Source organism: Streptomyces sp. NPDC055632, from assembly GCF_053618675.1.
Map to the genome: position 1 here is coordinate 278,297 of NZ_JBSHHY010000004.1, position 25,025 is coordinate 303,321.

Genomic DNA, 25,025 nt, shown 5'->3' on the forward strand with positions numbered 1-25,025 from the left:
GGAATGACGGCTCCCGCACGGTTCTTCTGCGCCGAGGCCGCCCGGCTGCGCGGCGACGCGCTCGCGGGCACCGCGCCGTACGGCTCGGTCTGGATCCTCATCGAGTACCGGGCCGGCTGGCCGGTCAACGGCTTCGACGGCCTCGACCTCGACCCCGAGGTCAAGACGCGGGTGTACGCCGCCGCCCAGGCGCTGCGCGCCCGCATGCTGCTGATCAGGCGCCACGGACGCCGCAGGCCGGACCATCCGCCGCGCTGGGCCGTCCTGCGGTACGACGGGGACGGCGCCCACCGCCAGAAGTGGGGCGTCTGGCGCAACGACAAGGACCTGGCGGAGATCGTGGACGCCCTGGACTCGCCGGGGGAACGGGACCACCCGCCCGTCGTCCTCGTCTGCGCCCACGGCACGCACGACACCTGCTGCGCCGTCCGGGGCCGTCCGGTGGGGCGCGCGCTGAGCGACCGCTGGCCGGAGCTGGTGTGGGAGTGCACGCACGTGGGGGGCGACCGGTTCGCCGCCAACGTCGTCGTCGCGCCCGACGGCGTCTACTACGGCAACCTCGACGCCGCCTCGGCGGTGACGGTGCTCGAAGGACACCTGGGGGACCGCATCGGCGCGGACCACCTGCGCGGGTACACCGACCTCGTCCCGTCCCAGCAGGCCGCCCTGTCCGCCGTGCTCCGGCACGCGGGCCCTTCGGGGCGGCACGACTACGCGATCGAGGAGACGGTCCGCGAGGGCGACCGGTGGCGGATCCGCGTCACCGGCCGCCTCGCCGGCCTCTCGGCCTTCGAGGTCGAGGTCCGTGCCCACCGGTCCCCGCCCCTCCGACTCACCTGCCGCGGCCTGTTCCCCGCCTCGGCGGTGTCGTACGAGGTCGTGTCGCTCCGCGTCGGCTGATCCGGCTGCGGAGCCCGCCCGAAAAACCGTTTGGCGGACCGGCACGAGCGCTGTTACGTTTCCGACGGCCGTGCGAGAGAACGAGGAGGTGGTACCCGTGAACGCAGTATCGACATGGGTGCTCCCCTCCGGGGTCACGGTCGGGCGATAGGTCGTCCGGGAGCGCCGTTCCAGCGCACTCCCGAAAGGCACGACCGTGCACTTCACTTCCGAACAACGCCTCGACGACGGCGTCCTCGAACGCGCATTCGCCCTCGGCGAGATCCCCGGCATCCTGTGGACGCCCCCGTCACCCTCCGCACCGGCACCGCTGATCCTGCTCGGCCACCCGCCACTCGGGCTGCGCGGGATGTATCCCCGGCTGGTGGAGCGGGCCCGGCAAGCGGCGGCGGACGGCTTCGCCTCGGCCACCATCGAGCTCCCCGGGAGCGGTGACCGGCCCCGCTGGGCCGGCCTCGAGCAGGCCCGTGCCGATCTGCGCCGGGCCTTGGAGGCCGGCGGGCCGGTCGACGGCGGGATCGTCGACGCCCTCGTCCTCCCGCTCGTCGAGAGGGCGGTCCCCGAATGGCGCACCGCCCTGGACGCTCTTCTGTCGCTGCCCGGGATCGGCGGCCCGGTCGGGTACTCGGGAGGGGTGATCTCCGTCGGCATCCGGCTCGCGGTGGTCGAGCCGCGCGTCTCGGCCGCCGTTCTGTTCGCCGGGAGCCTGGTGCCCGCCATCATGTTCGAGGAAGCCCGCCGGGTCACCGTTCCGCTGCACGTCCTGCTGCAGTGGGACGACGAGGGCAACGACCGGCAGGCGTCCCTGGACCTGTTCGACGCCTTCGGCTCCGAGGAGAAGACGCTGCACGCCAACATGGGCGGACACACCGGCGTCCCCCGATTCGCGGGGGACGCCGCGGCCCGGTTCTTCACCCGGCACCTGAAGTAGGGCCGGGGCCGTCAGGGCCCCCGGCGGACGGCGACCCGTGTCGACCGGGACGCCGTTCCTGCGGCAGGCACCGCGCGCTCGGAAGCGGCGGTGCCTGCACGGGCGGGTGGTACGCGCTGTGCGCGGCCGCGCCGGGTCGTACGCGATCGTCAGGTGCGTTGCAGCGTGCAGCTCCCCTCGGTGCAGGAGCGGCGCAGCCGTCCGGCCGAGACGGTCTCCACGAGGCCGACGGCCCAGCACATCGGGCAGCCGCGCAGGGCGACCAGGCCGATCGGGGCGAGCAGCAGACTCGCGGGACCGACGACCGGGAGCAGGGCCAGTGATCCGATGAGCGCACCGAATCCGATCGCGCCGCGGGCCAGGTGGCGCGGGACGGTGGCGCTGGCGAAGCTTCCGCGTTCGGGCGCGCCGCCATCGGCGGGAGCGCCGGGCGGGACGGCGCCCGTCGCGGTGGGGTCGGTTGTCATCGTCATCGTCCTCGTCCTTTCGTACGTGCCGGCTCCTCGCGCAGCGTCTCGCGCACCGCCGAACGGGCCCGGTGCAGCCGGGACTTCATCGCGGCGGTGCTCAGCCCGAGCCGGTCCGCGACGGCACGGCCGGGCAGGCCCTGGACGTCCCGCATGATCAGCACCTGCCGCTGGTCGGCGGGCAGGGCGGCGATCGCGGCCCCGACCCGTTCGGCCTCCAGGCGCAGCAGGGCGTCCTCCTCGGCGGACCGTGCCGTGTCACCGGACGCGTGGTTCCCGTCCGGCGACTCGTAGCGGCCCGGAGCGTCACCGCCCCCGCGCCCCGGCGTGTCCGGGCCGCGGGAGAGCAGGGTCCGGGTGCGGCGCAGGCACTCGTTGCGGACGATCCGGAACATCCACGACGCCAGCGCCCCGGAGGCCCGCAGCATGCCGATCTTGCGGTAGAGGATGATCACCGCCTCCTGGGCGGCGTCCTCGGCGTCCTGGGGCGTGGCGCACAGGGTGCGCGCGAACCGGTGCACGTGCGGGTACGAGCCGTGCACCAGGGCGGTGAGCGCCTCCGTGTCACCGCCCTGCGCCGCGGCGATCAGGGTCTCGCCGGGCCAGGTGCGGTCAGCCACGCCGACGCCTCCGGCGGCGCAGCACGGTGACGGTGCACGCGCACAACAGCAGCGCGGCGGCCGCGGCGATGACGACGGTGGTCATGGGTTCCTCCCGGTGAGTGGTGGAGCGGACGGGGTCGTCCGCACATGCATCAGAGGCGAGGCGGGCGCGAAAGGATTCACCTCGTCCCGAGAAACGTCCGCGTCCGAAGGAAGCCCTCCTCGCACCCGTGCGGTGCCTACGGGGTGAGCCAGCCGCGCAGGACCCTGCTGACGGCCGGCATCGCCACGTACGTCATGAGCACGTTGAAGACGCAGGCCGTGACGGCGCTGCTGAGGAGGAGGGGGAGCGTGGCCAGGTGGGGCAGGAGGAAGAGGCCCCCGAGGACGGAGATCGGGTAGACGGCGAGGGTCGCGCTGATCGCCATCTTCCACCGGGGCGGCGCGGGCCGGACGGAACCCGGTTCGGCGAACCAGGTCTCCATGCCGGTCAGTTCCCGCCGGGCGACCTCGGTGTGGTGGTGTCCGGCGCAGTCCGCGAACCAAGCCGCGCGCTCGGGCGACTCCTGCCAGGTCCGGCACGCTCCGGCGTCCCGGAAACGGTGGACGAGGAACCACGGGGCGTCTCCGCCGGAGGAGCGGAAGAACCCGTATCCGAGGTGGCCGGGGAAAGTGGCCGCGGTGTCGAGGATGCCCTTCGCCCACCGTTCGAAGGCGGCTTCGTGGCCGGGGTCGACCCTGCGGGCTATCAGGAGGGTGACCTCGCCGGTGTCGGCGGGAACGGTGGCGCGCTCAAGGCTCGTCGCGGTCAAGACGGACTCCTCGTGATCTCGCCGCGCCCCCCGGTACTGTACGCGCCGTACGGGGCGGGTGTCGGCGTCCGGGCCGGGTGAGGGGCTTCAGAGGCCGGCTTCGGCGGTGATGCGGTCCATCCGTGCTCCGGGCAGTACGGGGTTGGCCGCGGCGTGGTCGGCGACGTCGGGTTCCGGGTCCGCGAGCAGTCGTTCCAGGAGGTCCACGCCGACGTTGGGGTGCCGGGCCACTCCCGCGCGGAGGAACGGTTCCTCGCAGTCCCCCAGGCGTCGCAGCTCCGCGACGGGCAGGTGGGGGTCCTCCAGCGCGAGGCAGCGCACCCGCGGGTCCGGTTCGTCGACGAGGCCGCGCAGTTCGTGGCGGGGGAAGTGGGGGTGCTCCACGAGCCGGGGCCGGCGGGGAGAGGAATCGCCGTGCTCCCGGACCAGCCGCAGCAGTACCGCCGCGGGGACGTCGGGCCGCAGGGCGGCGGCGTACCGGACGGACGGGGCGGCGTCTTCGTCGAGCCGCTGCCATGCCTCGTCCGGCAGGTCCGTGCTTTCCGCCAGGGTTGTGCGGAACACCGCGTGGGGGCAGTTCAGATAGGTCAGGCGTTCGGCGAGCGGCGCGTTCCGCAGCCAGTCGGGGCGGTAGGGCGACCAGTGGAGGGCGACCTCGGCGTCGATGCCGCCGGCCGCCTTCTCGGCCTCCACCACGGCGAGCAGTCGGTCCCGGTCGCCGGGCGTGGTGTGACGGCTGTAGGCCACCGCGACACGTACGACGGGGTCTTCGCTGTCCTGGAGGCGGGCCACCATGGCGGCGGTCAGGTACGGGTTGCCGGCCACCGCGCCCAGGACCGACTCGTCCCCGGTCGCGAGGAGCCGGTCGAACTGCTCGGCCGTCAGGGGAAAGCGGTGCGCGACGTTGGCCCGGACCGCCGGATCCGCGAGACAGCGCTCGTGGAGTTCCGGCGGGACGCCGGGGTCTTCGGCCCTCGACGCCGCGTCCCGCACCCCGGGATCCGGATCGGTGAGCAGCGCCTTCTGCACGGCGGCGGGCCGGTCGTGCCAGTCCTGCGCGATCGCCGCACGGAGCTTGGGATCGGGGTGGGCCGCCAGTTCCGCCGGCGACAGGCCGTACGTCTCGACCAGGGCTTCGACCCCGAGCCCGACCCCGCTCTCCACCGTGCTGCGGACGAAGTCCGCGAAGGCGTCGCGGATCGCGGGGTCGGGATGTTCCGCGATCCGGCGGCGCATCGCCGGGGAGACCCGGCGCCCGTGCAGGCGGATGGCCGCGTCGCCACGGCCGTGTATCAGCAGGGCCTCGGCGACCGCGTCCGGTAGTCGGCCCTCGCGCGTCATCAACCCGTGTCGGCCCGCGGCATGCGCGGCCAGTCGTACCAACACGTTCGTCGGGGCGGCCGGGTTCCGTCCCAGCCCGGACAGCTGCGGCCGCTCGAGATGCACCATGCGCCCACGCTAGTCGAGTCGCGGCGGCGGTTCGCGTGGGTGGCGGGCGAAATGGCTTGCGTAGCACAGCGGTTGTCGCGCCTTCACCGCACGGAGAGGAAGCCGGTGCGCATTCGGCCGGCCTCGGCCCGGTCGGTCAGACGTGGCGCAGGTGGTCGCGCAGCGCACGGGCCGCCTGGCCCATCAGGGCGTCCGCGCCGGGCTGGACGGCGGCCGGTACCAGGGATTCGGTGAGTACCGCGACGGCGTAGGCGCCGCCGTCGCTGTGCTCCACCACGCCGATCTCGTGCCGGAGGTTGAGCAGGGTGCCGGTCTTGGACCACCAGGTGGTCGCGTCCGAGGCGAAGTCGGGGGTGAGGCGCTGGCGGAGCATGTTGTGCAGCATCAGTCCGCGCACCGCCTCCGCGACCTGTGGGTGAAGGGCCTTGGGCGCCCAGAGCTCCTGGAGCAGGTCGACCCATGCCCTGGCGCTTCCGGTGTTGGCGCGTGTCGTGTCGAGCTGCGGCACCCGGTGGCCGCGTCCGCTGGTGCCGGCGTCGATGGCGAGCGCGTGCGCGAGGTGCGCCTGGTCGGTGTCGAAGCGTTCGACGGGGGTGTCGCTGAGTTCGTCGGCGGTGTGGCGCACGGAGATGCCGTGGATGCCGAACTCCCGCAGGAGGGCGGTGACCCGGGCGGGTGGCGTGAGGCCGAAGAGGGCGTCGGCGGCCCGTTCGTCGCTCAGGCACGTACTCAGGTAGAGCAGGTCGTCGACGGCGATCCGCGCGGGATGGCGAAAGCGGGTCAGGCCGGTGGGCCCGGGGACGGTGCTGCGTCCCGGGGCGACGTCGAGCGGGGTGGAGCCGTCGAGTTCGCCGCGCCGGATGCGTTCGAAGGTCGCCACCGCCAGGGGGACCTTGACCAGGGAGGCCGAAGGGAGGACGGTGTCCGGGTCGACGCCGATCTCCTCGCCGGTGCGCAGGTCCCGCACCAGGAGGCAGCCCCGCAACCCGCCGCCCGTCAGCCGCCGTTCCACCTCGTCGATCAGTGTGCCGGTGCGCACGTGCCCGCCTTCCGTTCCTCGTCCGTTCCGTCCTCGCTCGTGCCCGTAGCCGTGGGCGTGGCTGTGCCCGTGCCCGTGGCCGTGTCCCCTGTCGGGGTCCCTTCCGGGTCCGCGCCCAGGCAGCGGGCGAGGGCGCGGCCCAGGCGGCTGACCGTTCTGGCCGGGTCCCCGCCGTCCGCCGCGCAGAGCGCGAACCCCCGGACCGGGGACAGTTCGCCGATCGGGCGCCAGTGCAGGCCGAGCCCGGCGGCCTGTCCGGGCGAGCAGAGCAGCAGGTCGTCCCCGTAAAGCACTTCGGCCACCGCGTCCGTCAGGTCGGTCGCCGCGGCGAACTGCGCGGGGCGCAGCCCGACCGCGTCCCGCAGGCGTGCCAGCGGGTCGCGGACGTGCGGCACGTCGTCCTCGGGCTGGATCCACAGCCTCCGAGCCGGGCCCCGGTCGGTCCGGCCGATCCGCAGGGTCTCCAGCCAGAAGCGGCGCGCGCCGGGGTCCGCGGCCGTGGCGACGCCCAGGGGCACCGACCAGACCGCTTCGTCGGGCGGCACCGCCAGCACCGCGGCCCGCACCTGCCGGGCCCGTACCAGGTCCTGGCGTTCGGTGGGCGGCGCGATCCGCAGGTCGAGGGCTATTCCGAGGGCCCGGGCGTCGGCGACGAGGCGCGCCAGCGCCACCGTGCCGCAGACGGCGGGCACCGCGATCCGCCACGGCCTGCGCCGTGCCGTCTCGGCCTCGTGGAGCAGGACGTCGGCGGCGCGCACCAGGGCCCGCGCCGACGGCAGCAGGTCCCGGCCGAACGGGGTGAGCACCGCGCGGCGCGACGTGCGTTCGAAGAGCTGCTCGCCCACGTGCTCCTCCAGCGCGGCGACGCGGCGGCTGGCCACCGGCTGGGACATGCCGGCCGCGGCCGCCCCGGCGGTGAAACCGCCGTGCTCGCCGACGCTGACGAAGGCTCGACTCGCTGCCACCAGATCCACACTCCGCACCCTATGCGCCGCCGCTTTCCATGCCGATTCCGCATGGAACGGTGCGTGGCGGCATTGGACCGCATGGCGGCGGCGGGCGAGTGTGGTCCGGTACTCGTGACACGCACCGGGCCGGTGCCGTGCGGGACCGGCCCCTACGCGCCCCTGCCCGGGGCGCACCGGAGGTCCGTACCATGCAGCTCACCCGCGCCAGGCGCGCCCTCACGGGATTCGCCGCCGCGCTCGTCCTCGTCCCGCTGACCGCCTGCGTCGAGCAGAGGGCACAGGCCTCCCCGCCCTTCCCCACCCTCTCGGCCCCCATCTCGCCACCCGTCTCGCCCTCCGTCGGAACGACGTCCGTCCCGGATGCGGCCGGCGTGTCCCACCGACGTGAATTCCGCGCCCTGGAGCACGCCTTCGACGCCCGGCTCGGGGTCTACGCGATCGACACCGGCACCGGACGCGAGATCGCCTACCGGGACCGCGAACGGTTCCCCTACGCGTCCACCTTCAAGGCCCTGGCCGCCGGCGCCGTGCTGCGCGAGGAGAAGCTGAGCGGCATGCGGCGCGTCGTGCGGTACACGGAGGACGAGCTGGTCGACCCGTCGCCGGTCACCGAGAAGCACGTCGACACGGGGATGACGCTGGACGCCCTCGCCGACGCCGCCGTCCGGCACAGCGACAACACGGCGGGCAATCTGCTCTTCGAGGAGCTGGGCGGCCCGAAGGGCCTCCAGGCCGTGCTGCGGTCGATCGGCGACGACGTGACGCGGATGGACCGGATCGAACCGGAGCTCGGGGACTGGCGGCCGGGCGAGGTCCGGGACACCAGTTCGCCGCGGGCGCTCGCCGGCGACCTGCGCGCCTTCGTCCTCGGTGACGTTCTGCGGGCCCCCGAGCGGGAGCGGCTCGCCACATGGCTGAAGACCAATCTGACGGGTGACGAGACCATCCGGGCCGGAGTGCCCGACACCTGGGTGGTCGGGGACAAGACGGGGACGGCGACGACGTACGGCGGGCGCAACGACATGGCCGTGGTCTGGCCCCCGGACGGTGCGCCGATCGTGATGGCGATCCTGTCGACCCGCTCCGACCGGGAGGCGGAGCCCGACAACCGACTGATCGCCCGGGCCGCCTCCGTGGTCGCCGGGGCACTGCGCTGAGCGAGCGCTTCGGGCGCCGGGAGGCGCGTCGGTGAGGGCGGGGGCGCCCCGAAGGTCATTCCGTCGCAGGTTCCGACGTGTGAGCGAGCAGCCTGGCGAGCAGCTCCGCGTTCCACTCGACGTACTCGACGCCCGCTCCGTCCGCGTGGCGGGCGTAGAGGAAGCGTCCGGTGGGGCCCTCGGTCGCGGGGGTGGTGAGGGTGGCGCCGGCGTCCTTCAAGGTCTCCTGGAGGGCGTCGAGGTCCCGGACGACGACGGTGGCGGAGGCGTGAGCGTACTTCGCGCGTTCCTCGGCCGGCCCCGCGATGACCAGGAAGTCGCCGATGGCTGCGAGGGCGACCGCCTGGAACGTCAGCCGCAGGTGGGGCTGTTCGCCCGTGAGCCGCTCCAAGAGCGGCAGGGCACGGTCGAGGTCGTCGGCCCACAGGCGCGCGTAGGTCTTCAGGATCGTCATGGCTTCGCTCCCCAGGATCTCTTCCAGTTCCTCGGCAACCGTAGGTGAGTATGTTCTGACGTGGGAGAACGCACTTTCCAGTGAGAGAGGCACCTGATGGAAACCGAGCAGGTCCAGCCCGAGGAGGCGGACGTGATCCGTGTCCATTCCCTGGCACGCGAGATCTTCTCGGGGGTGGCCGGCAAATGGGCCCTGCTGGTCATCGACGCCCTGGGCTCCCGGACGCTGCGGTTCACCGAGGTGAGGGCCGAGGTGGCGGGCATCAGCCACAAGGTGCTCACGCAGACCCTGCGCGGGCTGGAGCGGAACGGGGTGGTGCACAGGACCGTGTACGCGACGGTCCCGCCCCGCGTGGACTACCGGCTGACCGAGGCGGGCGAGGAGCTGCGCGACACGGTCAACGGCATGTGCGCCTGGACGCGCCGCCACCTGGGCGAGGTCGAGGCCGCACGGCGCCGCTTCGCCGAACAGGAGCACGGCACGGAACGGTGAGCCGTGGCTCCGGGCCGATCGCGCGGTCCTCGATCTGGAGATGCCCGGCGGCGACGGGCTCTCGGCCGCTCGTGATCTCCTGGTCGCCCTGCCCGAGTGCCGGGTCATGATCCTCACCGGTCTGGGCCGTCCCGAGGCGCTGCGATCCGCGCTCGCCGCACGCGTCGGCGGCTTCGTCCTCAAGGACGCCCCGCCGGACCGACTCGCCGTCGCGATCCGTCGCGTGGCCGCCGGGGAGCACGTCATCGACCCCCGGCTCGCCGCCGCGGCGCTGACCGCCGGGAAGGACCCGCTCACCGCCCGTGAGACCGACGTGCTGCGGCTGACCGCCGCCGGGGCCGGGCTCGACCAGATCGCCGGTGAACTGCACCTGTCCCAGGGGACCGTGCGGAACTACCTCGGCGCGGCCGTCGTCGAGCTCGACGCCCGCAACCGGCTCGACGCCGTGCGGATCGCCCGGGAACAGGGCCGGCTGGAGTAGCGCGGCGCCATCCGCCGGCGGGTACGGTCACGGGGCCCAGCAGGGCGGTCAGGACGTAGCCGTTCGCGGTCTCCTCGGTGTTCGGCCTTCCGCCGAGCGCCTCTGCGCGCTCCCGCAGGTTCCGCAGGTTCCGCAGTCCGTTGCCCCCGGAAGTCCTCCCGGGAACGGTCGCGGCGAGGTCCCCCTTCTGTCGTGGGACCGGCGTCGCACGCCCGTCGTCCGCGACCCGCAGCAGGTCCGGGCCGATCTCCACCTCGCAGCGGCGCACCCCTGCGGCACGCCGCAGGACGTTCCTCACCGCCTCGCGCAGCACGGTGGCGAAGGTCGTCACCGACGGCCGGACGGTCCTGTCCAAGGGTTACGGAGTCGCGGACGTCGGCCGCCGGACCCCGGTCGACCCGGATCGCACCGGCTTCTTCCTCGGCTCGCTCGCCAAGCTCTTCACGACGCAGGCGGCGTCCCTGCTCGTCGCCGACGGCAGGGTCGACCCGAAGGCCGACGTCAACGACAGCCTGCGGGCGGTGACCGTCCCCGACACCTGTCCCGGGCGTCCGGTCACCCTGCACCATCTGCTCACCCACACCGCCGGATTCGACAGCGACCTGGTCGGCCGCACCAAGGCCCGTCCGGAGGACGTGGAGCCGCTCGCCGAGAGCCTCACGGTCCGCCGGCCGCCCCGGGTCCGCCCTCCGGGCGTGGTCGCGGCGTACGACAACTACGGTTACGCGCTCGCGGGCCGGCTCGTCGCCGAGGTGTCCGGCCGGCCCTTCCCCGCCTATGTCGACGAGCACGTCTTCGAGCCGCTGGGCATGACGCGTTCCACGCTCGCCCAGCCGCAGCCGGACGCCGTCGCCACACGGCTCGCTCGTGGCTATCGGCCCGGCGGCACCACCGGCTGGGTGGAGGACAAGGGCCAGTACGGGGCGTGGACCCCGTCCGGTCCGGGGGCCGTCAGCACCGCCGCCGACACGGACCGCTGGATGACCGGCCGGCTCGCCGGCGCGTCGGCGGCGGACCGCCTCATGCGCCAGGTGCAGTACCGGCAGGATCCCCGGTCGCCCGGCCTCGGGTACGGCTTCGAGGAGTGGCGGCGCGGTAGGCGGACCGGATGGTTCAAGGACGGTGACATCTCCGGCTTCCACTCCGACCTGCTGCTCGTGCCCGACCGGGGTGTCGGGGTGTTCGTCGTGTTCAACGGCGACGGCACGGACGGCCGTGCCGGGTGGAACGGCAAGGAGCTGATCCACCGCATCGTGGACGCCCTGGTTCCGGACGGTCCGGTGTCCGCCGCCCCGGCCCCTGCCGTCGACGCCGCCGTCGACTCCTACACCGGCACCTACCGTCCGGCGCGGGTGAGCCGCACCGGCCTCATGGCGGTGGAGGGCCTGGTCTCGGCGGTGACCGTCGAGAGGGACGGCGGGAGCGGTCTGCGCACCGTGGGGCTGTCCGCCGACCCCGACCGGCCGGAACAGAGGTGGTCGGCCCTGGGCGACGGGTTCTTCCGGGAGCGCGACGCCGGGGGCGGGACGCTCGCGTTCACCGGGGACGGGCTGCTGGTGTCCTCGGCCACGCCTTCGACGGCGTACGAGAGGTTGTCGTGGCACCGGTCCCCCGTCCTGCACGCGGGGTCGCTCCTCTTCGGCCTGGGCGTGCTCGCCCCGGGCGCGATCGCCTTCCCTGCGACCGCTCTGCTGCGGCGTTCTCGCGGCCGGATCGGTCATCCGCCGGGTGCCCGGGCGGCCCAGGCGCTGGCCGCGACGGCCGGTGCTCCGGGGATGGTGGTCCCTCCCGGGCCGTCTCGTGTTCGGCCGTACGGCGGCGGCCGCGCTCGCGACGACCGTCGTGCTGGTCCACTACCACCTGGTGAACGCGCCCTTCACCCGGCTGACCGCGTGACCCCGTCCCCGGCCTCGTTCCGTCAAGAGTTCCCGGCTCGGGGGATCGCGGCCTCGATGTGGGCGAGTTGGGCGGCGAGGAGCGCTTCGAACGCGGCGTCGCGGTCCACCCCGAGAGGGCGGACCCGGCGGCCGAAGTGGGCCAGGGCGGGGAAGCGTTCGGGGTCGGCGCCGAGGACCGTGACGCGGAACAGCTCCATGCCCTGCTCGTGCTCCTCAGGGGCGATGGTGCCGACTCTGGCCTCGGAGGCGATCAGGGCGGCGATGAGGACCGCGAGCCGGTGGTAGTGCGCCGGGACCTCCTCGTCGGGCAGTCCCGACGCGCGCAGGGCCTGCAGCACCTCTTCCACGACCAGCCGGGAACCGGTGCCGCCCGCCGCGTACCGCCCCCAGATCTCGGCGAGTTCGGGCTGCCGGCCGAACGCCTCCCGCACGCGCAGGGCCAGGGTGGTGATGCGCTGCTTCCAGTCGCCCTCGGCGCGGTAGCCGTCCACGGCGGCGAGGAGGATGCGGTCGGCGACCGCGCGCAGCAGTTCCGTCTTGCTGCGGAAGTGCCGGTAGAGGCTGGAGGAATCCGTCCCGAGAGTCGCGGCGAGCCTGCGCACGCTGAACGACTCCGTGCCGCTCGTGCGCAGCAACTCCACTGCCGCGTCCAGGATCTCCTCGGTCGACCAGCGCCTGCGACCCGTCATCCCGCTCCTTTCGCCGGGCTTAGTCTAACCTCTGCACTTGATGTTGCACGCACCGCGTGCACAATGAGGACATGGGTGTGCCGAGCACCCGTACGCTCACTCCGAACCATGCGAAAGGGCTTATTTCGTGAGGCAGTTACTGGACACCGCGGCGCTGGACGCCGCCATGGAGAACGTCCGCCGCGCCGGGATGCCGGGCCTGTTCGCCGAGGTGCGGGACGGCGACCAGGTCTGGCGCGGCGCCGCCGGGGTGGCCGACGTCGACACCGGCCGCCCCGTCACCGCCGGCATGCGGCACCGGGTCGGCAGCGTCACCAAGACCTTCGTCTCCGCCGCGGTCCTGCAGCAGGTCGAGGCCGGCCGGATCGGCCTCGACGCACCGATCGGCCGGTACCTTCCGGAGCTGGTCCCCGGAGAACGCGGTGCCGCGATCACGGTCCGGATGCTGATGAACCACACCAGCGGCCTCGCCGAGTACCTCCCGTACGCCTACCCCTCCTTGGAGGCGTACCCCGACCTCACGAAGATCGGGCCCCGGAGCCTGGACGACCACCGGCTCACCCGGTTCGACCCCGTCGAACTGATCGGGATGGGGGTCGCCGCGCCCGCCGTCGGCACCCCGGGCGGTGCGCCGGGGGTGTACTCCAACACCAACTACCTGCTCCTCGCCCAGCTCCTGGAGCAGGTGACCGGCACCACGGCCGAGCGGTGCGTCACCCGGAACGTCATCGAGCGCGCCGGGCTCCGGGACACCGGATTCCCCACCGGACCGCACGTCGAGGGGCCGCACTCGCGGCTCTACGAGGCGTGGTTCGGCGCGATCGACCCGCCGCGCGACTACAGCGTCTACGACATGTCGTACGCGGGGCCGGCGGGCTCGCTGATATCGACCGTCGCGGACCTCAACCGCTTCTTCGGCATGCTGTTCGCCGGCGGGATCGTCGGTCCGTCGTCGGTGGCGCAGATGCGGCGCACCGTCCCGGTCGTCTCCCAGGAGGGAAGGACGATCGACTACGGCCTCGGTCTGCTCCCGATGGAGGAGCCCGGCCGGGACGTGTTCTGGGGCAACGGCGGCACGGTCTGGGGCGGCGGGACGCTGGCCATGGCCCGCGCCGACGGCGGGCGGCGGATGTGCGTCGCGATGAACCTGCAGAGGTGGAACAAGCTCGACTCCTCCGGCAGGCCGCAGCCCCACCCCGTCGACGACGCGCTCGCGGCTCTCCACCGCGTGGCGATGTACGGCTGAACGTGCACGGGCCCGCCGCTCCGGATCGGTCGTTCCCCCGGTGCCTGCCGGGTGCGGTCCCGTGCGTGCGCCTGCCCGCGCGGGAGCCGCCGGGGGCCCGTACCGTCGGGGTGCGGCGACGAGGCACGAGCCCCCGGCCTCCCCTACTCGGTGCGTCGCGTACGAGACGGGCCCGGTCGGTGTCGCCACGGGGAACGACGCACAGCGGCGGGTCACCTGAACACGGACGGGCCGACCACCGCGCCCGGGACGCGTCCGGCGGCAGTGGATCATTAGCGGAACGCAAGCGGCGGACGGCAGGCTCGACTCGTCAGCGGGTCCGCCCGCGCGTCGCAGCAAGGAGTCGGGGAAATGAAGAAGTTCAGGGCCGCCGTCGTCGCGGCCGCCGTCCTGGCGGGTCTCGCCACGACGGCCGCGCCCGCCCAGGCGGTGAGCCACTGCAGCCGGAGCGGCGGCGCCGTCTACATCTGCGAGTACGGGGTCACCGTTCACCGGCTCCCCGACGGCACGAAGCAGGAGTTCCTGGTCGGCACCGACTCGGCGGTGTGGACCCGCTGGAACGACAAGCGCGGGAAGTGGACCGGCTGGCAGTCCATGGGTGGGATCGTCTCCGGCGAGATCGCCGTCATCGACCGCTTCAGCGGAGGCGACCCCTGGCGGTTCGCCCTGAGCGTGCCGACCCCCGACGGCTGGCGCTACGTCAACATCCGCAGCCACGAAGGCGCTTGGAGCGGCTGGCGGCCCATGCCCGACCCGGACTGACCGGTACGGGGCCGAGCCGGGCCGTCCGGTCCGCGTCGGGCGGACGGTCCCCCGGCGTTCGCACCGCCGTCGGACCGGAACTCAGGCGGCCGCGGCGCGAAACGTACTGGGGCTCAGGCCCCTGTGGCGTTTGAACGCGGCGCTGAAGCCGAAGGCGTCGGCGTAACCGACCGACGTCCCGATCTGGGCGATGCTGAGGTCGGTGTCGGTCAGGAGCGTCTCGGCCTCGTCCATGCGGCATCGGGTGAGGTAGGCGAGGGGCGGGCAGCCCATCAGCTGGGTGAAGCGCTTGGCGAAGAGCGCCCTGGAGACGCCGGCCCGGGTGGCCAGCGACGCCACCGTCCACGCCTCGGAGGGCCGGTCGTGGAAGGCCTGCAGGGCGGGTGCGAGGACCGGGTCGGCGAGGCCCCGGTACCAGCTGGGCGCGTCGGCGCCCGCCCGGTCGAACCAGCTGCGCAGCGTGCACACCAGGGCCCAGTCGAGGAGCCGGTCCATCAACGCCTGTGAGCCGGCCGAGAATCGGGCGGCGTCGACGGCGGCCGTCTCCAGCCAGGCGCAGACCTCGGCGTCCTCCCTGATCACCAGGACGGGCGGCAGGGCGCGCAGGAGCCGTTCGTGGCGGTGGCCCGAGGCGCGGTAGGCGCCCACGATCAGTGCGGTCGCCTCCTCCGAGTCGGAACCCCAGTGGATCCCGCCGAGTTCCCGGCTGGCGTCGCACTCGGGGTCCTCGGTGAAGCAGGCGATCTCGTAGGCGCAGTGGGGGCCGTGGACGGTGGCGGGACGGTCCGCGAGGTGGAACGGCGCGGACCCGCTCACGATGGCCGTGTCGCCCGCACCGATCTCCTGCTCGGTGCCGTCGGACAGCATCAGGGTGCCTCCGCCGCGCAGGACGCTGATCATGGTGAGTGGCGCGTCGTCGGTGAAGCGGATGGTCCAGGGTGCCGTCAGTACGGCGTGGCTGACGACCGACCCCTCGGCGCGGATGCCGCTCAGGAGCGAACTCAAAGGATCCATGGAGGGCAGCGTAGACGATCTCCTATGTTCCGGAGCGTTTCTCCCATGGATCATCCACGCCGCCCCGGCTGTACTGGACTCATCGAGCCGACCGAAACCAGCCGGGAGACACCGTGACGCAGCACGCGCAGCACGACAGCCGTACCAGGACCGCCCTCGTGGTCGTCGCACACCACCGCGCCGATTCCCTCACCGCGCACACGGCCCGCCGTGCCGCCGCCCGCCTCGAGGCCGCCGGCTACCGCATCGACCTGCTCGACCTGCACGCCGAGGGGTTCGACCCGCGGATGAACACCTCCGACCAGCCGGACTGGGGCGACAGGGACAAGCCCTACTCGGACGAGGCCCACGCGCACATGCGGCGCATCCTCGACGCCGACGTCGTCGTCGCCGTCTTCCCGGTGTACTGGCAGAGCGTGCCCGCCGTCCTCAAGGGCTGGATCGACCGCGTGTGGAACTACGGCTTCGCCTACGGCCGCAGCAAGCCCCGCCTCGCCGGCAAGCGCATGCTCTGGCTGGCCCTGGCCGGCGCCGCCGGCGACGACCCCTTCGTCAAGGACATGCGGAGCGTCCTCGAAACCAACCTGAGCGAAGGCATCGCCTACTACTGCGGCTTCTCCCACTCCACCGTCGCCCTCCTCACCGACGCGGAGGAGCGCCCGCAGCGCGTCGACGCCGAAGGCAACCTCCTGGTGGGCGAAGCGGTCTCGGGCGCCGAACGGGAGGCGCAGTACGCCGACTTCGACCGGCGTGTCGGGGAGTTCGTGGAAGGGTTCGTCGCCGAGGGACGCGTGGCGGCCTGACCACCGCCCGCACTCGCCGCACCGTCGGGGCGCTCGCCGTACCGGGACCCAAGCGCCGGGCCGGTGCGGGAGCGAAGTCCGACTCGGCCCTCCGGGGGTTCAGCCGTGGTCTTCCCGTCCGGCCCGGCAGAACCGGGCCCCGCTGACCATGGTGTCGCCCGCGCGGATGGCCCGGACGTACATGCCGAGTCCGTCCGGGCCCGGGGCGCCTCCGCGGCCGATGACCAGTTCGCGGTCGTGTTCTTCGAGGTACCGCAGCAGGTCCTTGTCGACGGCTTCGACCGATCTGCCGATCAGCCGCAGGCCGTCGAAGGTCACCTGCGGCCCGTCGCGGCCGTCGACGGTCACGGCCTCCGGGGCGGGAGCCCGGCCCGCCCCGGAGGCGGAGTGGGCGCTCACCCCGGCCCGGTCGAACCGGTCGTGCAGCGCGATCCACCCGCCGTTCCCCTCCCCGTACCCGTAGGGGTGACGGCCCGGACGGGCCGCCGGCCGCTCGCCGAGCGCGGCCGCCACCTCCCACCGGCAGGGCGGACCGGCGACCGGACAGGTTCTAAGGCCGCCCACCGACACAAAGGCTCGCGGGGACGAAGACCCGGATGCGACCGGCGTGATGGAGTCGGGCGTCCTTCACGAACAGAAGGCGGGCCCCGGCCCCTGTACCGGCATCCGGGAGGCCGCAGGGCGTTTCCCTTTCGGTCCGCTCGTCGTTGCCCGAGCGGCAGGGTGCGTTCCCGCACCTTGTTCTTGGCGTGTGCGTACCTGCGAGGAGCGATGATGACCAGCCAGGACTTTCTGACGGCGAAGATCGAGCGGGGGTTCGACCAGCTCGACGCGAACGGCAACGGTGTCCTCACCGAGGACGACCACGTGGAGATGGGCCGCCGGGTGGCGGCCGCCCTCGGCCACGCCGACGGCTCCCCGGAGACCGATCGGATCGTCGGCGCCTACACGGCGATCTGGCAGGAGGTACACCTGCCGTTCCTTCCGGCCGGCAGCCGGGGGATCCCCAGGGAGCAGTTCGTCGCCTCCACCCGCGCGCTCGCCGAGGACCCGGAGGCCGCGCGGGCCGCCCTCGGCCGGATCGCCGAAACCTACCTGCAGATCGCCGACATCGACCAGGACGGCCGGATCAGCCCCGCCGAGTTCCTCGCCTTCCAGCGCGGGCACTTCCCGGGACTGACCGAACAGAGCGCGGCCGAGGCGTTCCGCCACCTGGACACCAACGGCGACGGCTCCCTGTCACCGACCGAGTTCACCGACGCGGTGATCGAGTTCTGGACCAGCTCGGACCCCGACGCCGCCGGCAACTGGTGGATGGGGCGCCCCGTCGCACCCCGCGCCTGACCCCACCGCACCACGGCTTCTCGACCACCGGTGCCGGCGGCCTCTTCTTCCGGCGTCCTGGTACCCGTGCTCCCTCGGCTCCGGTGCCGGTGGTCGTGGTGTTTTCGCCGGATGCCGAATGGCGGCGTTCTGTCCGGGCACCCGATACTTCCAGCAGATACCGCGTCCCTTGTTGTTCCGGAGGCACCGTCATGAGTCTTCTGCGTATCGTCGGCCGCCCCATGCTCGCCTCGATGTTCATCACCGGCGGCATGAGTTCCCTGCGCAATCCCCAGCAGGTCGCCCCTGTGGCCGAATCCGTCACCCGGCCCGTGACCGAACGGATTTCCGTACTGCCGGACGACACCGAACAACTCGTCCGGCTCAGCGGTGCCGTGCAGGTCGTGAGCGGCGTCCTGCTCGGGCTCGGCCGCTGCCCCCGCCTCTCCGCGCTGGCCCTCGCCGCGACGCTGGTGCCCACCACACTGGCGGCGCACCGTTACTGGGAGGTCAAGGACCCTTCCGAGCGGGCCCAGCAGCGCATCCACTTCCTCAAGAACATGTCCATGCTGGGTGGTCTCCTGATCACCGCCGACGACACCGGCAGCGCGCCCTCGCTGCTGTGGCGCAGCCGCCACGCCGCCCAGGACCTGCGGCACGACGCACGCCTGGTGCACCGCTCGGTCCGGGCCACGGCACGTCCCGCCGCGGCGGTCGGCGGCGGCCGGGCCAAGCTGGGCATCTGAGCCGGAGGGACGGAGCGGCTGGTCAGGGCCACGGCCCTGACCCGTGCTCCTCCGCGGCCTGCGTGTCTCCGCTGTTTCAGCAGGTCAGGGCTGGGAGGTGGCGACCTTGATCCCGAATCCGATCAGGACGACGCCGGTGACGCGGTCCATGGCGCGTCGCACGGAAGGCCTTTCGAAGAAGGTCCGGGCCCTGGCCAGCACCATCACGTAGCCACCGAGCCAGGCGAGCGTGAGGGCCACGTGGAGGAGGACCAGCAGGGCCATCCCCAGGTGCGGTGGGAGGGCGGAGGGCGCGAGCGTGGGCAGCAGGCCCGTGTAGAAGACCGCGATCTTCGGGTTGAGGACGTTGCCGACCAGTCCCGTACGCCACGGATTGCCCGACGGGGCCGGAACGGCGGCCGATGCCTCCGGGCGGCCGCGCTTGCTCTGCAGCAGGGCTTGGACGCCCAGGAAGCCCAGGTAGAGAGCGCCGACGAGCTTGACGACCGTGTACGCCGTGGCCGACGCCGCCAGGACGGCTGCCAGGCCGACCACGGTCAGCACGCCCCAGACGAGCAGGCCCGCCGCGATGCCGCCGACCGTGCGCAGGCCGTCCTGCCAGCCGGACGCGATCGCGCGTTTCGTCACCACCGCCATGTCCGGACCGGGAACCACGGTCAGGACTGCGAGGACGCCGGTGGCCGCCAGGAGCTGAACGAACATGGGTTCAGTCTCGCATCAGGGGCGCGGGGCGGGGCGGTGGGGCTCTCCGGTGGCCCGGCTGTGCGCGTGCTGGGCGTCCTCGACAGACGTACCGACTGCGGCATGCGGCGCTGCTGCCCGAGCCGGGTCCCGACGGCCCGCCCGGCAGTACGCGGCTCACCCGGGAGCGGGCCCGGCACGGCCTCGGCGGCCTGTTCCCCTGCGCGCCGTCCACCCAGGTGGACGGGCTGCTCGCGGCGGGGCTCCTCGGTGGGGCCCCGGCTCCGGGTCGAGCGTTTGCGTTCGGCGTCCGCTCCGGGGAGAGTTCCGCCCGGCGGATGCCGCTGGAGCGAGGGAGCGGGGCAGAGCGATGTGCGTGGTGGACCCGGCGGTCAAGGAGGCTGCCGTCGCCCGGTTCCTCCGTGAGCATCCGGAGGTGGAGCGGGCCGTCCGCGACCACCCCGCGCTGCGGGGCTGCGCCGACGTCGACTGGTCGGAGGTTCCCGGGTGTCCTGCCGGGATGCCGGTCGTGCTCCGCGGTCTCCTGGACGAGGCGGCCGGCCCCGAGGCGCTGACCGTGCTGGACAACGTCCTGATGAACGGCGTCTTCCACATGAGCTCGGTGATGCCGGCCGCCCTGCCGTTCCTGATCCGGCTGGCGGCCGTTCCCGGCACCGCGGTGCGGCGCGACCTGATCGACATCCTGATCGTCGCCGCCGAGCTGTCCTCGCCCGCCGACACCGAGAGCCAGGTGCTGCTGGTCGGAGAGGAGCGCGATCATCCGGAGCGCGGGGCGTGCAGGGCCGCCTTCAGGGCGCACGCCGCCGCTCTGCGCGCGTTGCTGGAGGACGAGACCCTGCCGGACGGGCTGATCGGCGCGGACGACCGCGAGTGCCTGCTCAAGGCCGCGGAGTCGTGGCCGCCGCACGGTCGAGGCGCTGCCGCTGGGAGTCGGTGAGCCGGAGGTCCGCCGCGGCGAGGTTCTCCTCCAGATGGGCGAGCGAGGCGGTTCCGGGGATCGGCAGGACGACCGGGGAACGGGCGAGCAGCCAGGCGAGCAGGACCTGCGGAGCGGTGGCGCCGAGTTCGGCGGCGACGGTGGTGAGCGCGGAGGACGGGCCGGATTCGGCCGCCACGGCGACGGGGCGCCAGGGCAGGAAGGCGATGCCGGCGGCCTCGCACGCCTCCAGAACCGGTTCGTGCTCCCGGTCGAAGAGGTTGTAGCGGTTCTGTACGCTCGCGATCTCGGCGGTCCGCCGGGCCTCGGCGAGCTGCTCGACGGTGACCTCGGACAGGCCGATGTGCCCGATCTTTCCCTCCAGTTGGAGTTCGCGGAGCGCGCCGACCTGGTCGGCGACCGGGACCTCGGGGTCGATCCTGTGCAGTTGCAGGAGGCCGACGCGCTCGGTCCGGAGGCGGCGCAGGCCCTGCTCGACCTGCTCGCGCAGGCTCTCGGGCCGTGCGTCGTACGCCCATCCTTCCGGGCCGTCGTTCCGGAGGATCCCGACCTTGGTGGTGATCAGCAGGTCGTCCGGGTACGGGTGCAGGGCCTCGGCCAGCAGTTCCTCGTTGGCACCCCATCCGTACAGGTGGGCGGTGTCGATCAGGGTGACGCCCCGTTCGACGGCGCGTCGGGCGACCGCGACGGACGCCTCCCGTTCGGGGCCGGGTCCGGTCGGCAGGCGCATGGCGCCGAATCCGAGTCGTCCCACCCGGTGTTCGCCGCCGATGGAGAACGCGTTCGCCGTGCCCCGGGTGTTCGCCGTGCCCGGGGCGTCCGTCGTGCCCCGGGTGTTCGCCGTGCCCGGGGCATCCGTCGTGCCCCGGGTGTTCCTCGCGTGCGAAGTCATCGGTCCTCTTCCCCTCGTCGGCCCGACGATACCGAGGGCGGTGCGGTCCGGACCAGTGCCCGCATATTCGAAAGCACCATGCGGAAACCTCTCGCTTGGAGTTATGGCACAACCGTTCGGTAGGGGGCGCAATTTGCCGCCTGAGCAGGAAGAATTCCGGTCGCACCACCCAAAGGACTCAGAGGAAAGATTCGTGCGACCAAGACTCTTCGGCATGACCGCTTCCGTGGCCGCGTTCGGACTGCTGGGCTCCCTCGTCACCGCCTGCGGCGCGTCCGGGAGCGGCGGGACGACGCTGCGCCTGGTGGCACCCGAGTACGGCAACGGTGCGGCGACCGGTTCCCGGGTGTACTGGGACGGGCTGACCGCCGCCTTCGCCGCCGCCCACCCCGGAAAGAAGGTCGAGGTGACGCTCTACCCGTGGGCCGAGGTCGACCGCGAGGTCACCCGCATGGTCGAGGAGGACGACGCTCCGGACGTGGCCCTGCTGGGCGCGTACTCCGACTTCGCCGCGCAGGGCCGCCTCTACCCCGCCGAGGAGGTGCTGTCGATCAGGGCGGAGGCGAACTTCCTGCCGCCGCTGGTGAAGGCGGGCTCGATCGACAACACCCTCTACGGCCTGCCCTTCGTGGCCAGCAGCCGGCTGCTCTTCTACAACGAGGAGCTGTTCGACAGGGCCGGTGCGAAGCCGCCGAAGACCTGGTCGGAGCTGAAGCGCGCCGCCGAGGCGCTGAAGGCGGCGGGCGTGGTCTCTCCGTACGCGCTGCCCCTCGGCCCCGAGGAGGCGCATGCAGAGGCCCTGATCTGGGAACTCAGCAACGGCGGCGGGTACACCGACATGAGCGGGAAGTACAGTCTCGCGTCCGAGCGGAACGCGCAGACGTTCCGCTGGATCAAGGACAACCTGGTCGGGCCGGGACTGACCGGCCCGGTCCCGCCGGCCGAGCTCAACCGGCAGGACGCCTTCGCCGCCTTCCTGCGCGGCGACGTCGGGATGCTCAACGGCTATCCCTCGCTCCTCCACGAGGCGAAGGCGAAGGGCATGAAGGTCGGCACGCTGCGCATGCCCGTGTCGGACACGCTGGAGGACGGGGAAGTGCCGCCGGCGGCGGGCGTCGCCGACTGGATGATGGCCTTCAGGCACGAGGGCAACCGCGAGCTGGTGGGCTCGTTCCTGAACTTCGTCTACGAGGACGAGAACCTCAACCGGTTCGCCGAGCGCTACCACCTGCTGCCGTCGACGGTGTCCGCCACCCAGGCGTCCCGGGGCACGGCGGCGGACCCCAGCTCCGAGCAGTTCCTGGGCGCGCTGCGCAGCGCGCAGCTCTACCCGGTCAACGACCCGTCCTGGTTGCAGGTTAGCAACACCATCAAGCGGAACATCGGCAAGGCGGTCGCGCCGTCCGCCGACCCGAAGGCCGTGCTGGAGCAGATCGCCCTGCAGGCCGAGGAGGGGACGCGGCCGGAGTGAACCGCGGGCCGCGGCCACGGTCACGGCCTGACATCCTGGGGTCATGAACCCTGAGGATCCGCTCCCCCGCCCCCTGCTGGTGGTGGACGGGGCCAATGTCGTGGGCTCGGTGCCCGACGGCTGGTGGCGCGACCGGCGCGGGGCCGCCGAGCGGTTGCGCGACCGGCTCGCCGCCACCGGCGGCCCGGCCGACGGCCCCTACCCGGGCCCGTACGACGTCGTCCTGGTCGTCGAGGGGCGGGCCCGGGGCGTCGCCTCCGTGCCCGGTGTGCGGGTCGAAGAGGCTCCCGGCAGCGGTGACGACCTGATCGTCGAGCTGGTCCGGGGCGCGAACGGGCGACCGTGTCTGGTCGTCACGGCCGACCGGGAACTGCGTCGACGTGCGGAGGAGGAGGGCGCCCGCTGCATGGGCCCCAGTGGTCTCCCTCCGGCGCCGGCCCGCTGATCGTCCCGGAAGCGGGCGCCGGCTCTCAGTCGCCGGTCGCGTCGCCGGGAAGGCCGTCCAGGAGGTGGCCGAGCGTCCCGAGGACCAGTCGGCAGACCTCGTCCGGGTCCGCCTCCGCCAGGGGCCGCTTGCCCACGACCACCCGCGTCAGGCCGATGCCCAGCAGCCACGACAGGGCGAGGTCCGCCCGCAGTGCCGCGTCGTGCCGGGTGCTCAGCTCCGCCAGGGCCCTGGCGTACGCGTCCCCCAGCGCGGCCACCGCCGTGGAGACCTCGTCGCCGCCGCCCACCGAGCGCAGCATCGTCTTCAGCGACCGGCTCGCTCCCGGAGCGCCGGCCGGGTCCGCCGGCGGATGGAGCAGGCTGCGCAGCACCGCTTCCGCCAGCCGTTCCGGCGGGGTGGTCCGCAGCTGCTCGTGGCCGTCCTGCGCGACCACCTCGCCGAACAGGGCCTGTTTGGAGCCGAAGTACCGGAACAGCAGGGCCTGGTTCGCCCCGGCCCGGGCGGCGATCTCCCGTACCGTCGTCCGGTCGTACCCGCGCTCGGCGAAGAGGGCCGACGCCGCGGCGAGCAGCCGCTCCCGGGTGGCGCCGCCCCGCGCGCCACCGGCCCGTATCCCCTCCTCCGGTGCGCCGTCGTCGGGCGTCCCGGCCTCCCGTACGGACCGCTCCGCTCCGGCCGTCCCCGTCCCCCCGGCTCTCGTCCGCGTCATCCCCGCCACCTCCGCGCCCCGCCGTCGGCCACCCGAACGGCGCGAACGGCCCCATTGACCGCCTCTGGCGACCACCCTAGGTTCTGTAAGCACCCGCTTACACAACGGAGGCGTCCCATGACCGCGACGACCGACCCCACTCCCCTGGCCTATCCGTTCAACGAGCCCGAAGGACTCGGCCTCGCCGAGGCGTACACCGAAGCGCTGGAGCGGCCCGGGCTGTTACGCATCCGGATGGCGTACGGCGAACCCGCCTGGCTCGCCACCCGCTACGCCGACGCCCGTCTGGTCCTCGGCGACCGGCGCTTCAGCCGCGCCGAGTCCCTCAAGCACGACGAGCCCCGCCAGTCCGAGGCGCAGCAGGACACCGGCATCCTCGGCATGGACCCGCCCGGCCACACCCGGCTGCGCACGCTGGTCGCCAAGGCGTTCACGGTCCACCAGGTCGAGAAGCTGCGGCCCCAGGTGCGCGAGCTGGCCCACGGGTTCCTCGACGAGATGGAGGCCGCGGGACCGCCGGCCGACCTCGTGGAGTCGTACGCGCTGCCCATCCCGGTCGCGGTCATCTGCCGGATGCTCGGCGTACCGGAGGAGGACCGCCCGAAGTTCCGGGTGTGGAGCGACGCGGCCCTGTCCACGAGTTCGCTGACCGCCGAGGAGTTCTGGCGCAGCCGCGAGGAACTGCGCGCCTACATGGCGGCGCTCGTCGAGGACCACCGGGCCCGTCCACGCCCGGATCTGATGACCGGTCTGATCGAGGCGCGCGACACCGGCGACCGGCTCACCGAGCTGGAGCTGATCGACCTGTGCGTGGGCATCCTCGTCGCGGGGCACGAGACGACGGCCAGCCAGATCCCCAACTTCGTCCACGCCCTGCTCGACCACCCGGACCAGCTCGCCCTGCTGCGCGAGAGGCCCGACCTGATCAAGGGGGCCGTCGAGGAACTGCTGCGGTTCGTCCCGCTCGGCAGCGGCGCCGCCTTCCCCCGGTACGCCACCGAGGACGTCGAGGTGGGCGGCACCCTGGTGCGGGCGGGAGAGCCGGTGCTCGTGGCGATCGGCGCCGCCAACCACGACGCCCTGAAGTTCACCGGCCCCGGACGGCTCGACGTCACCCGCACCGGCGTCCAGCACCTCGGATTCGGGCACGGCGTCCACCACTGCCTGGGGGCGCCGCTCGCCCGTCTGGAGCTCCAGGAGGCGATCCTGGCGCTCCTGAACCGCTTCCCCGGACTGCACCTGGCGGGAGACGTCCGCTGGAAGAACCAGATGCTGGTGCGCGGTCCGCGCGAGATGCCGGTGGGCTGGTGAGCGCGACGGGCTGGACCACCGAGGTCGACCGGGAGATGTGCATGGGTTCGGGCATGTGCGCCGGGCTCGCCCCGGACCTGTACCGGCTGGAGGGCGACACGGCGGAGGCGGTGCGTCCGGAGATCGCCGAGGACGAACGGGCCCTGGACGCCGCCGACTCCTGTCCGGCGCTCGCCATCACCGTCCGCGCGGGCGCCCGGACGGTGGGCCCCCGCCACTGACGGAACCGGGCGGGGGGGGAGGGGGGGGGCGCCCCACCCCCCCCCCCCCCCGGGGGGGGCCCGGGGGGCCCGGGCCGGAGAGAGAAGTTGATACCCAGGGG

Annotated in this window: 27 protein-coding genes and 2 pseudogenes; 16 read left to right on the top strand and 13 right to left on the bottom strand. The window is 73.2% G+C overall.

Annotated features, from left to right (window positions below; translation table 11 throughout):
* Window positions 1-3: 3 nt before the first annotated feature.
* On the top strand, window positions 4-900 hold the full coding sequence (locus ACWGSR_RS08700; RefSeq protein WP_453564739.1) for a sucrase ferredoxin: 897 nt from the start codon (window positions 4-6) through the stop codon (window positions 898-900).
* Between the two features lie 196 nt (window positions 901-1,096).
* Window positions 1,097-1,831, top strand: coding sequence for an alpha/beta hydrolase (locus ACWGSR_RS08705; protein WP_453564741.1), 735 nt, complete (start codon window positions 1,097-1,099; stop codon window positions 1,829-1,831).
* Between the two features lie 149 nt (window positions 1,832-1,980).
* Here the strand turns inward: ACWGSR_RS08705 and ACWGSR_RS08710 are convergent, their stop codons facing one another.
* The 6 genes from ACWGSR_RS08710 to ACWGSR_RS08735 form a co-directional block, all read right to left on the bottom strand.
* A complete protein-coding gene (locus ACWGSR_RS08710; protein ID WP_453564909.1) occupies window positions 1,981-2,298 on the bottom strand; it encodes a hypothetical protein in 318 nt (105 codons plus the stop codon).
* A gap of 2 nt (window positions 2,299-2,300) precedes the next feature.
* Entirely contained in the window at window positions 2,301-2,918 is a 618-nt protein-coding gene (locus ACWGSR_RS08715) for an RNA polymerase sigma factor (RefSeq protein WP_376231143.1), read from the bottom strand.
* A 221-nt stretch (window positions 2,919-3,139) separates the two neighbouring features.
* A complete protein-coding gene (locus ACWGSR_RS08720; RefSeq protein ID WP_376231142.1) occupies window positions 3,140-3,712 on the bottom strand; it encodes an antibiotic biosynthesis monooxygenase in 573 nt (190 codons plus the stop codon).
* Between the two features lie 87 nt (window positions 3,713-3,799).
* Window positions 3,800-5,161, bottom strand: coding sequence for a hypothetical protein (locus tag ACWGSR_RS08725; RefSeq protein ID WP_453564743.1), 1,362 nt, complete (start codon window positions 5,159-5,161; stop codon window positions 3,800-3,802).
* A 136-nt stretch (window positions 5,162-5,297) separates the two neighbouring features.
* Window positions 5,298-6,200, bottom strand: coding sequence for a serine hydrolase (locus ACWGSR_RS08730; RefSeq protein WP_453564746.1), 903 nt, complete (start codon window positions 6,198-6,200; stop codon window positions 5,298-5,300).
* Complete coding sequence (locus tag ACWGSR_RS08735; protein ID WP_453564749.1) at window positions 6,182-7,174, bottom strand: LysR family transcriptional regulator; 993 nt, start codon at window positions 7,172-7,174, stop codon at window positions 6,182-6,184. The genes ACWGSR_RS08730 and ACWGSR_RS08735 overlap by 19 nt, the downstream gene beginning before the upstream one ends.
* Window positions 7,175-7,356: 182 nt before the next feature.
* On the opposite strand from ACWGSR_RS08735, the gene bla reads away from it, so the two are divergent.
* Window positions 7,357-8,325, top strand: coding sequence for a class A beta-lactamase (gene bla, locus ACWGSR_RS08740; RefSeq protein WP_453564752.1), 969 nt, complete (start codon window positions 7,357-7,359; stop codon window positions 8,323-8,325).
* A gap of 55 nt (window positions 8,326-8,380) precedes the next feature.
* On the opposite strand, the gene ACWGSR_RS08745 is transcribed toward bla, so the two are convergent.
* Complete coding sequence (locus ACWGSR_RS08745) at window positions 8,381-8,779, bottom strand: VOC family protein (RefSeq protein ID WP_453564755.1); 399 nt, start codon at window positions 8,777-8,779, stop codon at window positions 8,381-8,383.
* Window positions 8,780-8,875: 96 nt separating this feature from the next.
* Here ACWGSR_RS08745 and ACWGSR_RS08750 point away from each other — a divergent pair, with 96 nt between their 5' ends.
* From ACWGSR_RS08750 to ACWGSR_RS08760, 3 genes and pseudogenes are all read left to right on the top strand, one after another.
* On the top strand, window positions 8,876-9,271 hold the full coding sequence (locus ACWGSR_RS08750; RefSeq protein WP_376231136.1) for a winged helix-turn-helix transcriptional regulator: 396 nt from the start codon (window positions 8,876-8,878) through the stop codon (window positions 9,269-9,271).
* Window positions 9,272-9,278: 7 nt separating this feature from the next.
* A pseudogene (locus tag ACWGSR_RS08755) lies at window positions 9,279-9,752 on the top strand (response regulator transcription factor); the annotation flags it as partial.
* A gap of 314 nt (window positions 9,753-10,066) precedes the next feature.
* Window positions 10,067-10,954, top strand: a pseudogene (locus ACWGSR_RS08760) (serine hydrolase domain-containing protein); the annotation flags it as partial.
* 716 nt (window positions 10,955-11,670) lie between these two features.
* Here ACWGSR_RS08760 and ACWGSR_RS08765 read toward each other — a convergent pair.
* Complete coding sequence (locus ACWGSR_RS08765) at window positions 11,671-12,339, bottom strand: TetR/AcrR family transcriptional regulator (RefSeq protein ID WP_376231134.1); 669 nt, start codon at window positions 12,337-12,339, stop codon at window positions 11,671-11,673.
* A gap of 166 nt (window positions 12,340-12,505) precedes the next feature.
* On the opposite strand from ACWGSR_RS08765, the gene ACWGSR_RS08770 reads away from it, so the two are divergent.
* Both ACWGSR_RS08770 and ACWGSR_RS08775 read left to right on the top strand, forming a co-directional pair.
* Window positions 12,506-13,585, top strand: coding sequence for a serine hydrolase domain-containing protein (locus ACWGSR_RS08770; RefSeq protein ID WP_453564911.1), 1,080 nt, complete (start codon window positions 12,506-12,508; stop codon window positions 13,583-13,585).
* A 351-nt stretch (window positions 13,586-13,936) separates the two neighbouring features.
* The gene (locus tag ACWGSR_RS08775; RefSeq protein ID WP_376231133.1) at window positions 13,937-14,347 is read left to right on the top strand and encodes a hypothetical protein; all 411 of its coding nucleotides are present in this window, start codon (window positions 13,937-13,939) and stop codon (window positions 14,345-14,347) included.
* Between the two features lie 81 nt (window positions 14,348-14,428).
* On the opposite strand, the gene ACWGSR_RS08780 is transcribed toward ACWGSR_RS08775, so the two are convergent.
* Complete coding sequence (locus ACWGSR_RS08780; protein ID WP_453564759.1) at window positions 14,429-15,361, bottom strand: AraC family transcriptional regulator; 933 nt, start codon at window positions 15,359-15,361, stop codon at window positions 14,429-14,431.
* 113 nt (window positions 15,362-15,474) lie between these two features.
* Between ACWGSR_RS08780 and ACWGSR_RS08785 the strand changes: the two genes are divergently transcribed.
* Window positions 15,475-16,164 (top strand): NAD(P)H oxidoreductase, encoded by a 690-nt coding sequence (locus tag ACWGSR_RS08785; RefSeq protein WP_453564761.1) that lies wholly within the window; start codon window positions 15,475-15,477, stop codon window positions 16,162-16,164.
* A gap of 99 nt (window positions 16,165-16,263) precedes the next feature.
* Here ACWGSR_RS08785 and ACWGSR_RS08790 read toward each other — a convergent pair whose 3' ends face one another.
* The gene (locus ACWGSR_RS08790; protein ID WP_453564763.1) at window positions 16,264-16,728 is read right to left on the bottom strand and encodes a hypothetical protein; all 465 of its coding nucleotides are present in this window, start codon (window positions 16,726-16,728) and stop codon (window positions 16,264-16,266) included.
* A 210-nt stretch (window positions 16,729-16,938) separates the two neighbouring features.
* Here ACWGSR_RS08790 and ACWGSR_RS08795 point away from each other — a divergent pair, with 210 nt between their 5' ends.
* On the top strand, window positions 16,939-17,508 hold the full coding sequence (locus tag ACWGSR_RS08795; RefSeq protein ID WP_453564766.1) for an EF-hand domain-containing protein: 570 nt from the start codon (window positions 16,939-16,941) through the stop codon (window positions 17,506-17,508).
* A gap of 191 nt (window positions 17,509-17,699) precedes the next feature.
* On the top strand, window positions 17,700-18,233 hold the full coding sequence (locus tag ACWGSR_RS08800; RefSeq protein WP_376231129.1) for a DoxX family membrane protein: 534 nt from the start codon (window positions 17,700-17,702) through the stop codon (window positions 18,231-18,233).
* An 84-nt stretch (window positions 18,234-18,317) separates the two neighbouring features.
* Here the strand turns inward: ACWGSR_RS08800 and ACWGSR_RS08805 are convergent, their stop codons facing one another.
* Window positions 18,318-18,935 carry a LysE family translocator gene (locus ACWGSR_RS08805; RefSeq protein WP_453564768.1) on the bottom strand — a complete coding sequence of 206 codons (618 nt, stop codon included), beginning with the start codon at window positions 18,933-18,935 and terminating at the stop codon, window positions 18,318-18,320.
* A 349-nt stretch (window positions 18,936-19,284) separates the two neighbouring features.
* On the opposite strand from ACWGSR_RS08805, the gene ACWGSR_RS08810 reads away from it, so the two are divergent.
* Window positions 19,285-19,872 (top strand): hypothetical protein, encoded by a 588-nt coding sequence (locus ACWGSR_RS08810; RefSeq protein WP_453564770.1) that lies wholly within the window; start codon window positions 19,285-19,287, stop codon window positions 19,870-19,872.
* Here the strand turns inward: ACWGSR_RS08810 and ACWGSR_RS08815 are convergent.
* The gene (locus ACWGSR_RS08815; RefSeq protein WP_376231307.1) at window positions 19,814-20,602 is read right to left on the bottom strand and encodes an aldo/keto reductase; all 789 of its coding nucleotides are present in this window, start codon (window positions 20,600-20,602) and stop codon (window positions 19,814-19,816) included. The genes ACWGSR_RS08810 and ACWGSR_RS08815 overlap by 59 nt on opposite strands.
* Before the next feature lie 376 nt (window positions 20,603-20,978).
* Here ACWGSR_RS08815 and ACWGSR_RS08820 point away from each other — a divergent pair, with 376 nt between their 5' ends.
* A complete protein-coding gene (locus ACWGSR_RS08820) occupies window positions 20,979-22,235 on the top strand; it encodes an extracellular solute-binding protein (protein WP_453564772.1) in 1,257 nt (418 codons plus the stop codon).
* A 43-nt stretch (window positions 22,236-22,278) separates the two neighbouring features.
* The gene (locus ACWGSR_RS08825) at window positions 22,279-22,680 is read left to right on the top strand and encodes a PIN domain-containing protein (protein ID WP_376231125.1); all 402 of its coding nucleotides are present in this window, start codon (window positions 22,279-22,281) and stop codon (window positions 22,678-22,680) included.
* Window positions 22,681-22,705: 25 nt separating this feature from the next.
* Here ACWGSR_RS08825 and ACWGSR_RS08830 read toward each other — a convergent pair whose 3' ends face one another.
* The gene (locus ACWGSR_RS08830; RefSeq protein ID WP_453564774.1) at window positions 22,706-23,392 is read right to left on the bottom strand and encodes a TetR family transcriptional regulator; all 687 of its coding nucleotides are present in this window, start codon (window positions 23,390-23,392) and stop codon (window positions 22,706-22,708) included.
* A gap of 117 nt (window positions 23,393-23,509) precedes the next feature.
* Between ACWGSR_RS08830 and ACWGSR_RS08835 the strand changes: the two genes are divergently transcribed.
* Together ACWGSR_RS08835 and ACWGSR_RS08840 are read left to right on the top strand one after the other, a co-directional pair.
* Complete coding sequence (locus tag ACWGSR_RS08835) at window positions 23,510-24,703, top strand: cytochrome P450 (RefSeq protein WP_376231123.1); 1,194 nt, start codon at window positions 23,510-23,512, stop codon at window positions 24,701-24,703.
* On the top strand, window positions 24,700-24,924 hold the full coding sequence (locus tag ACWGSR_RS08840) for a ferredoxin (RefSeq protein ID WP_366377852.1): 225 nt from the start codon (window positions 24,700-24,702) through the stop codon (window positions 24,922-24,924). The genes ACWGSR_RS08835 and ACWGSR_RS08840 overlap by 4 nt, the downstream gene beginning before the upstream one ends.
* The last annotated feature ends 101 nt before the right edge of the window (window positions 24,925-25,025 follow it).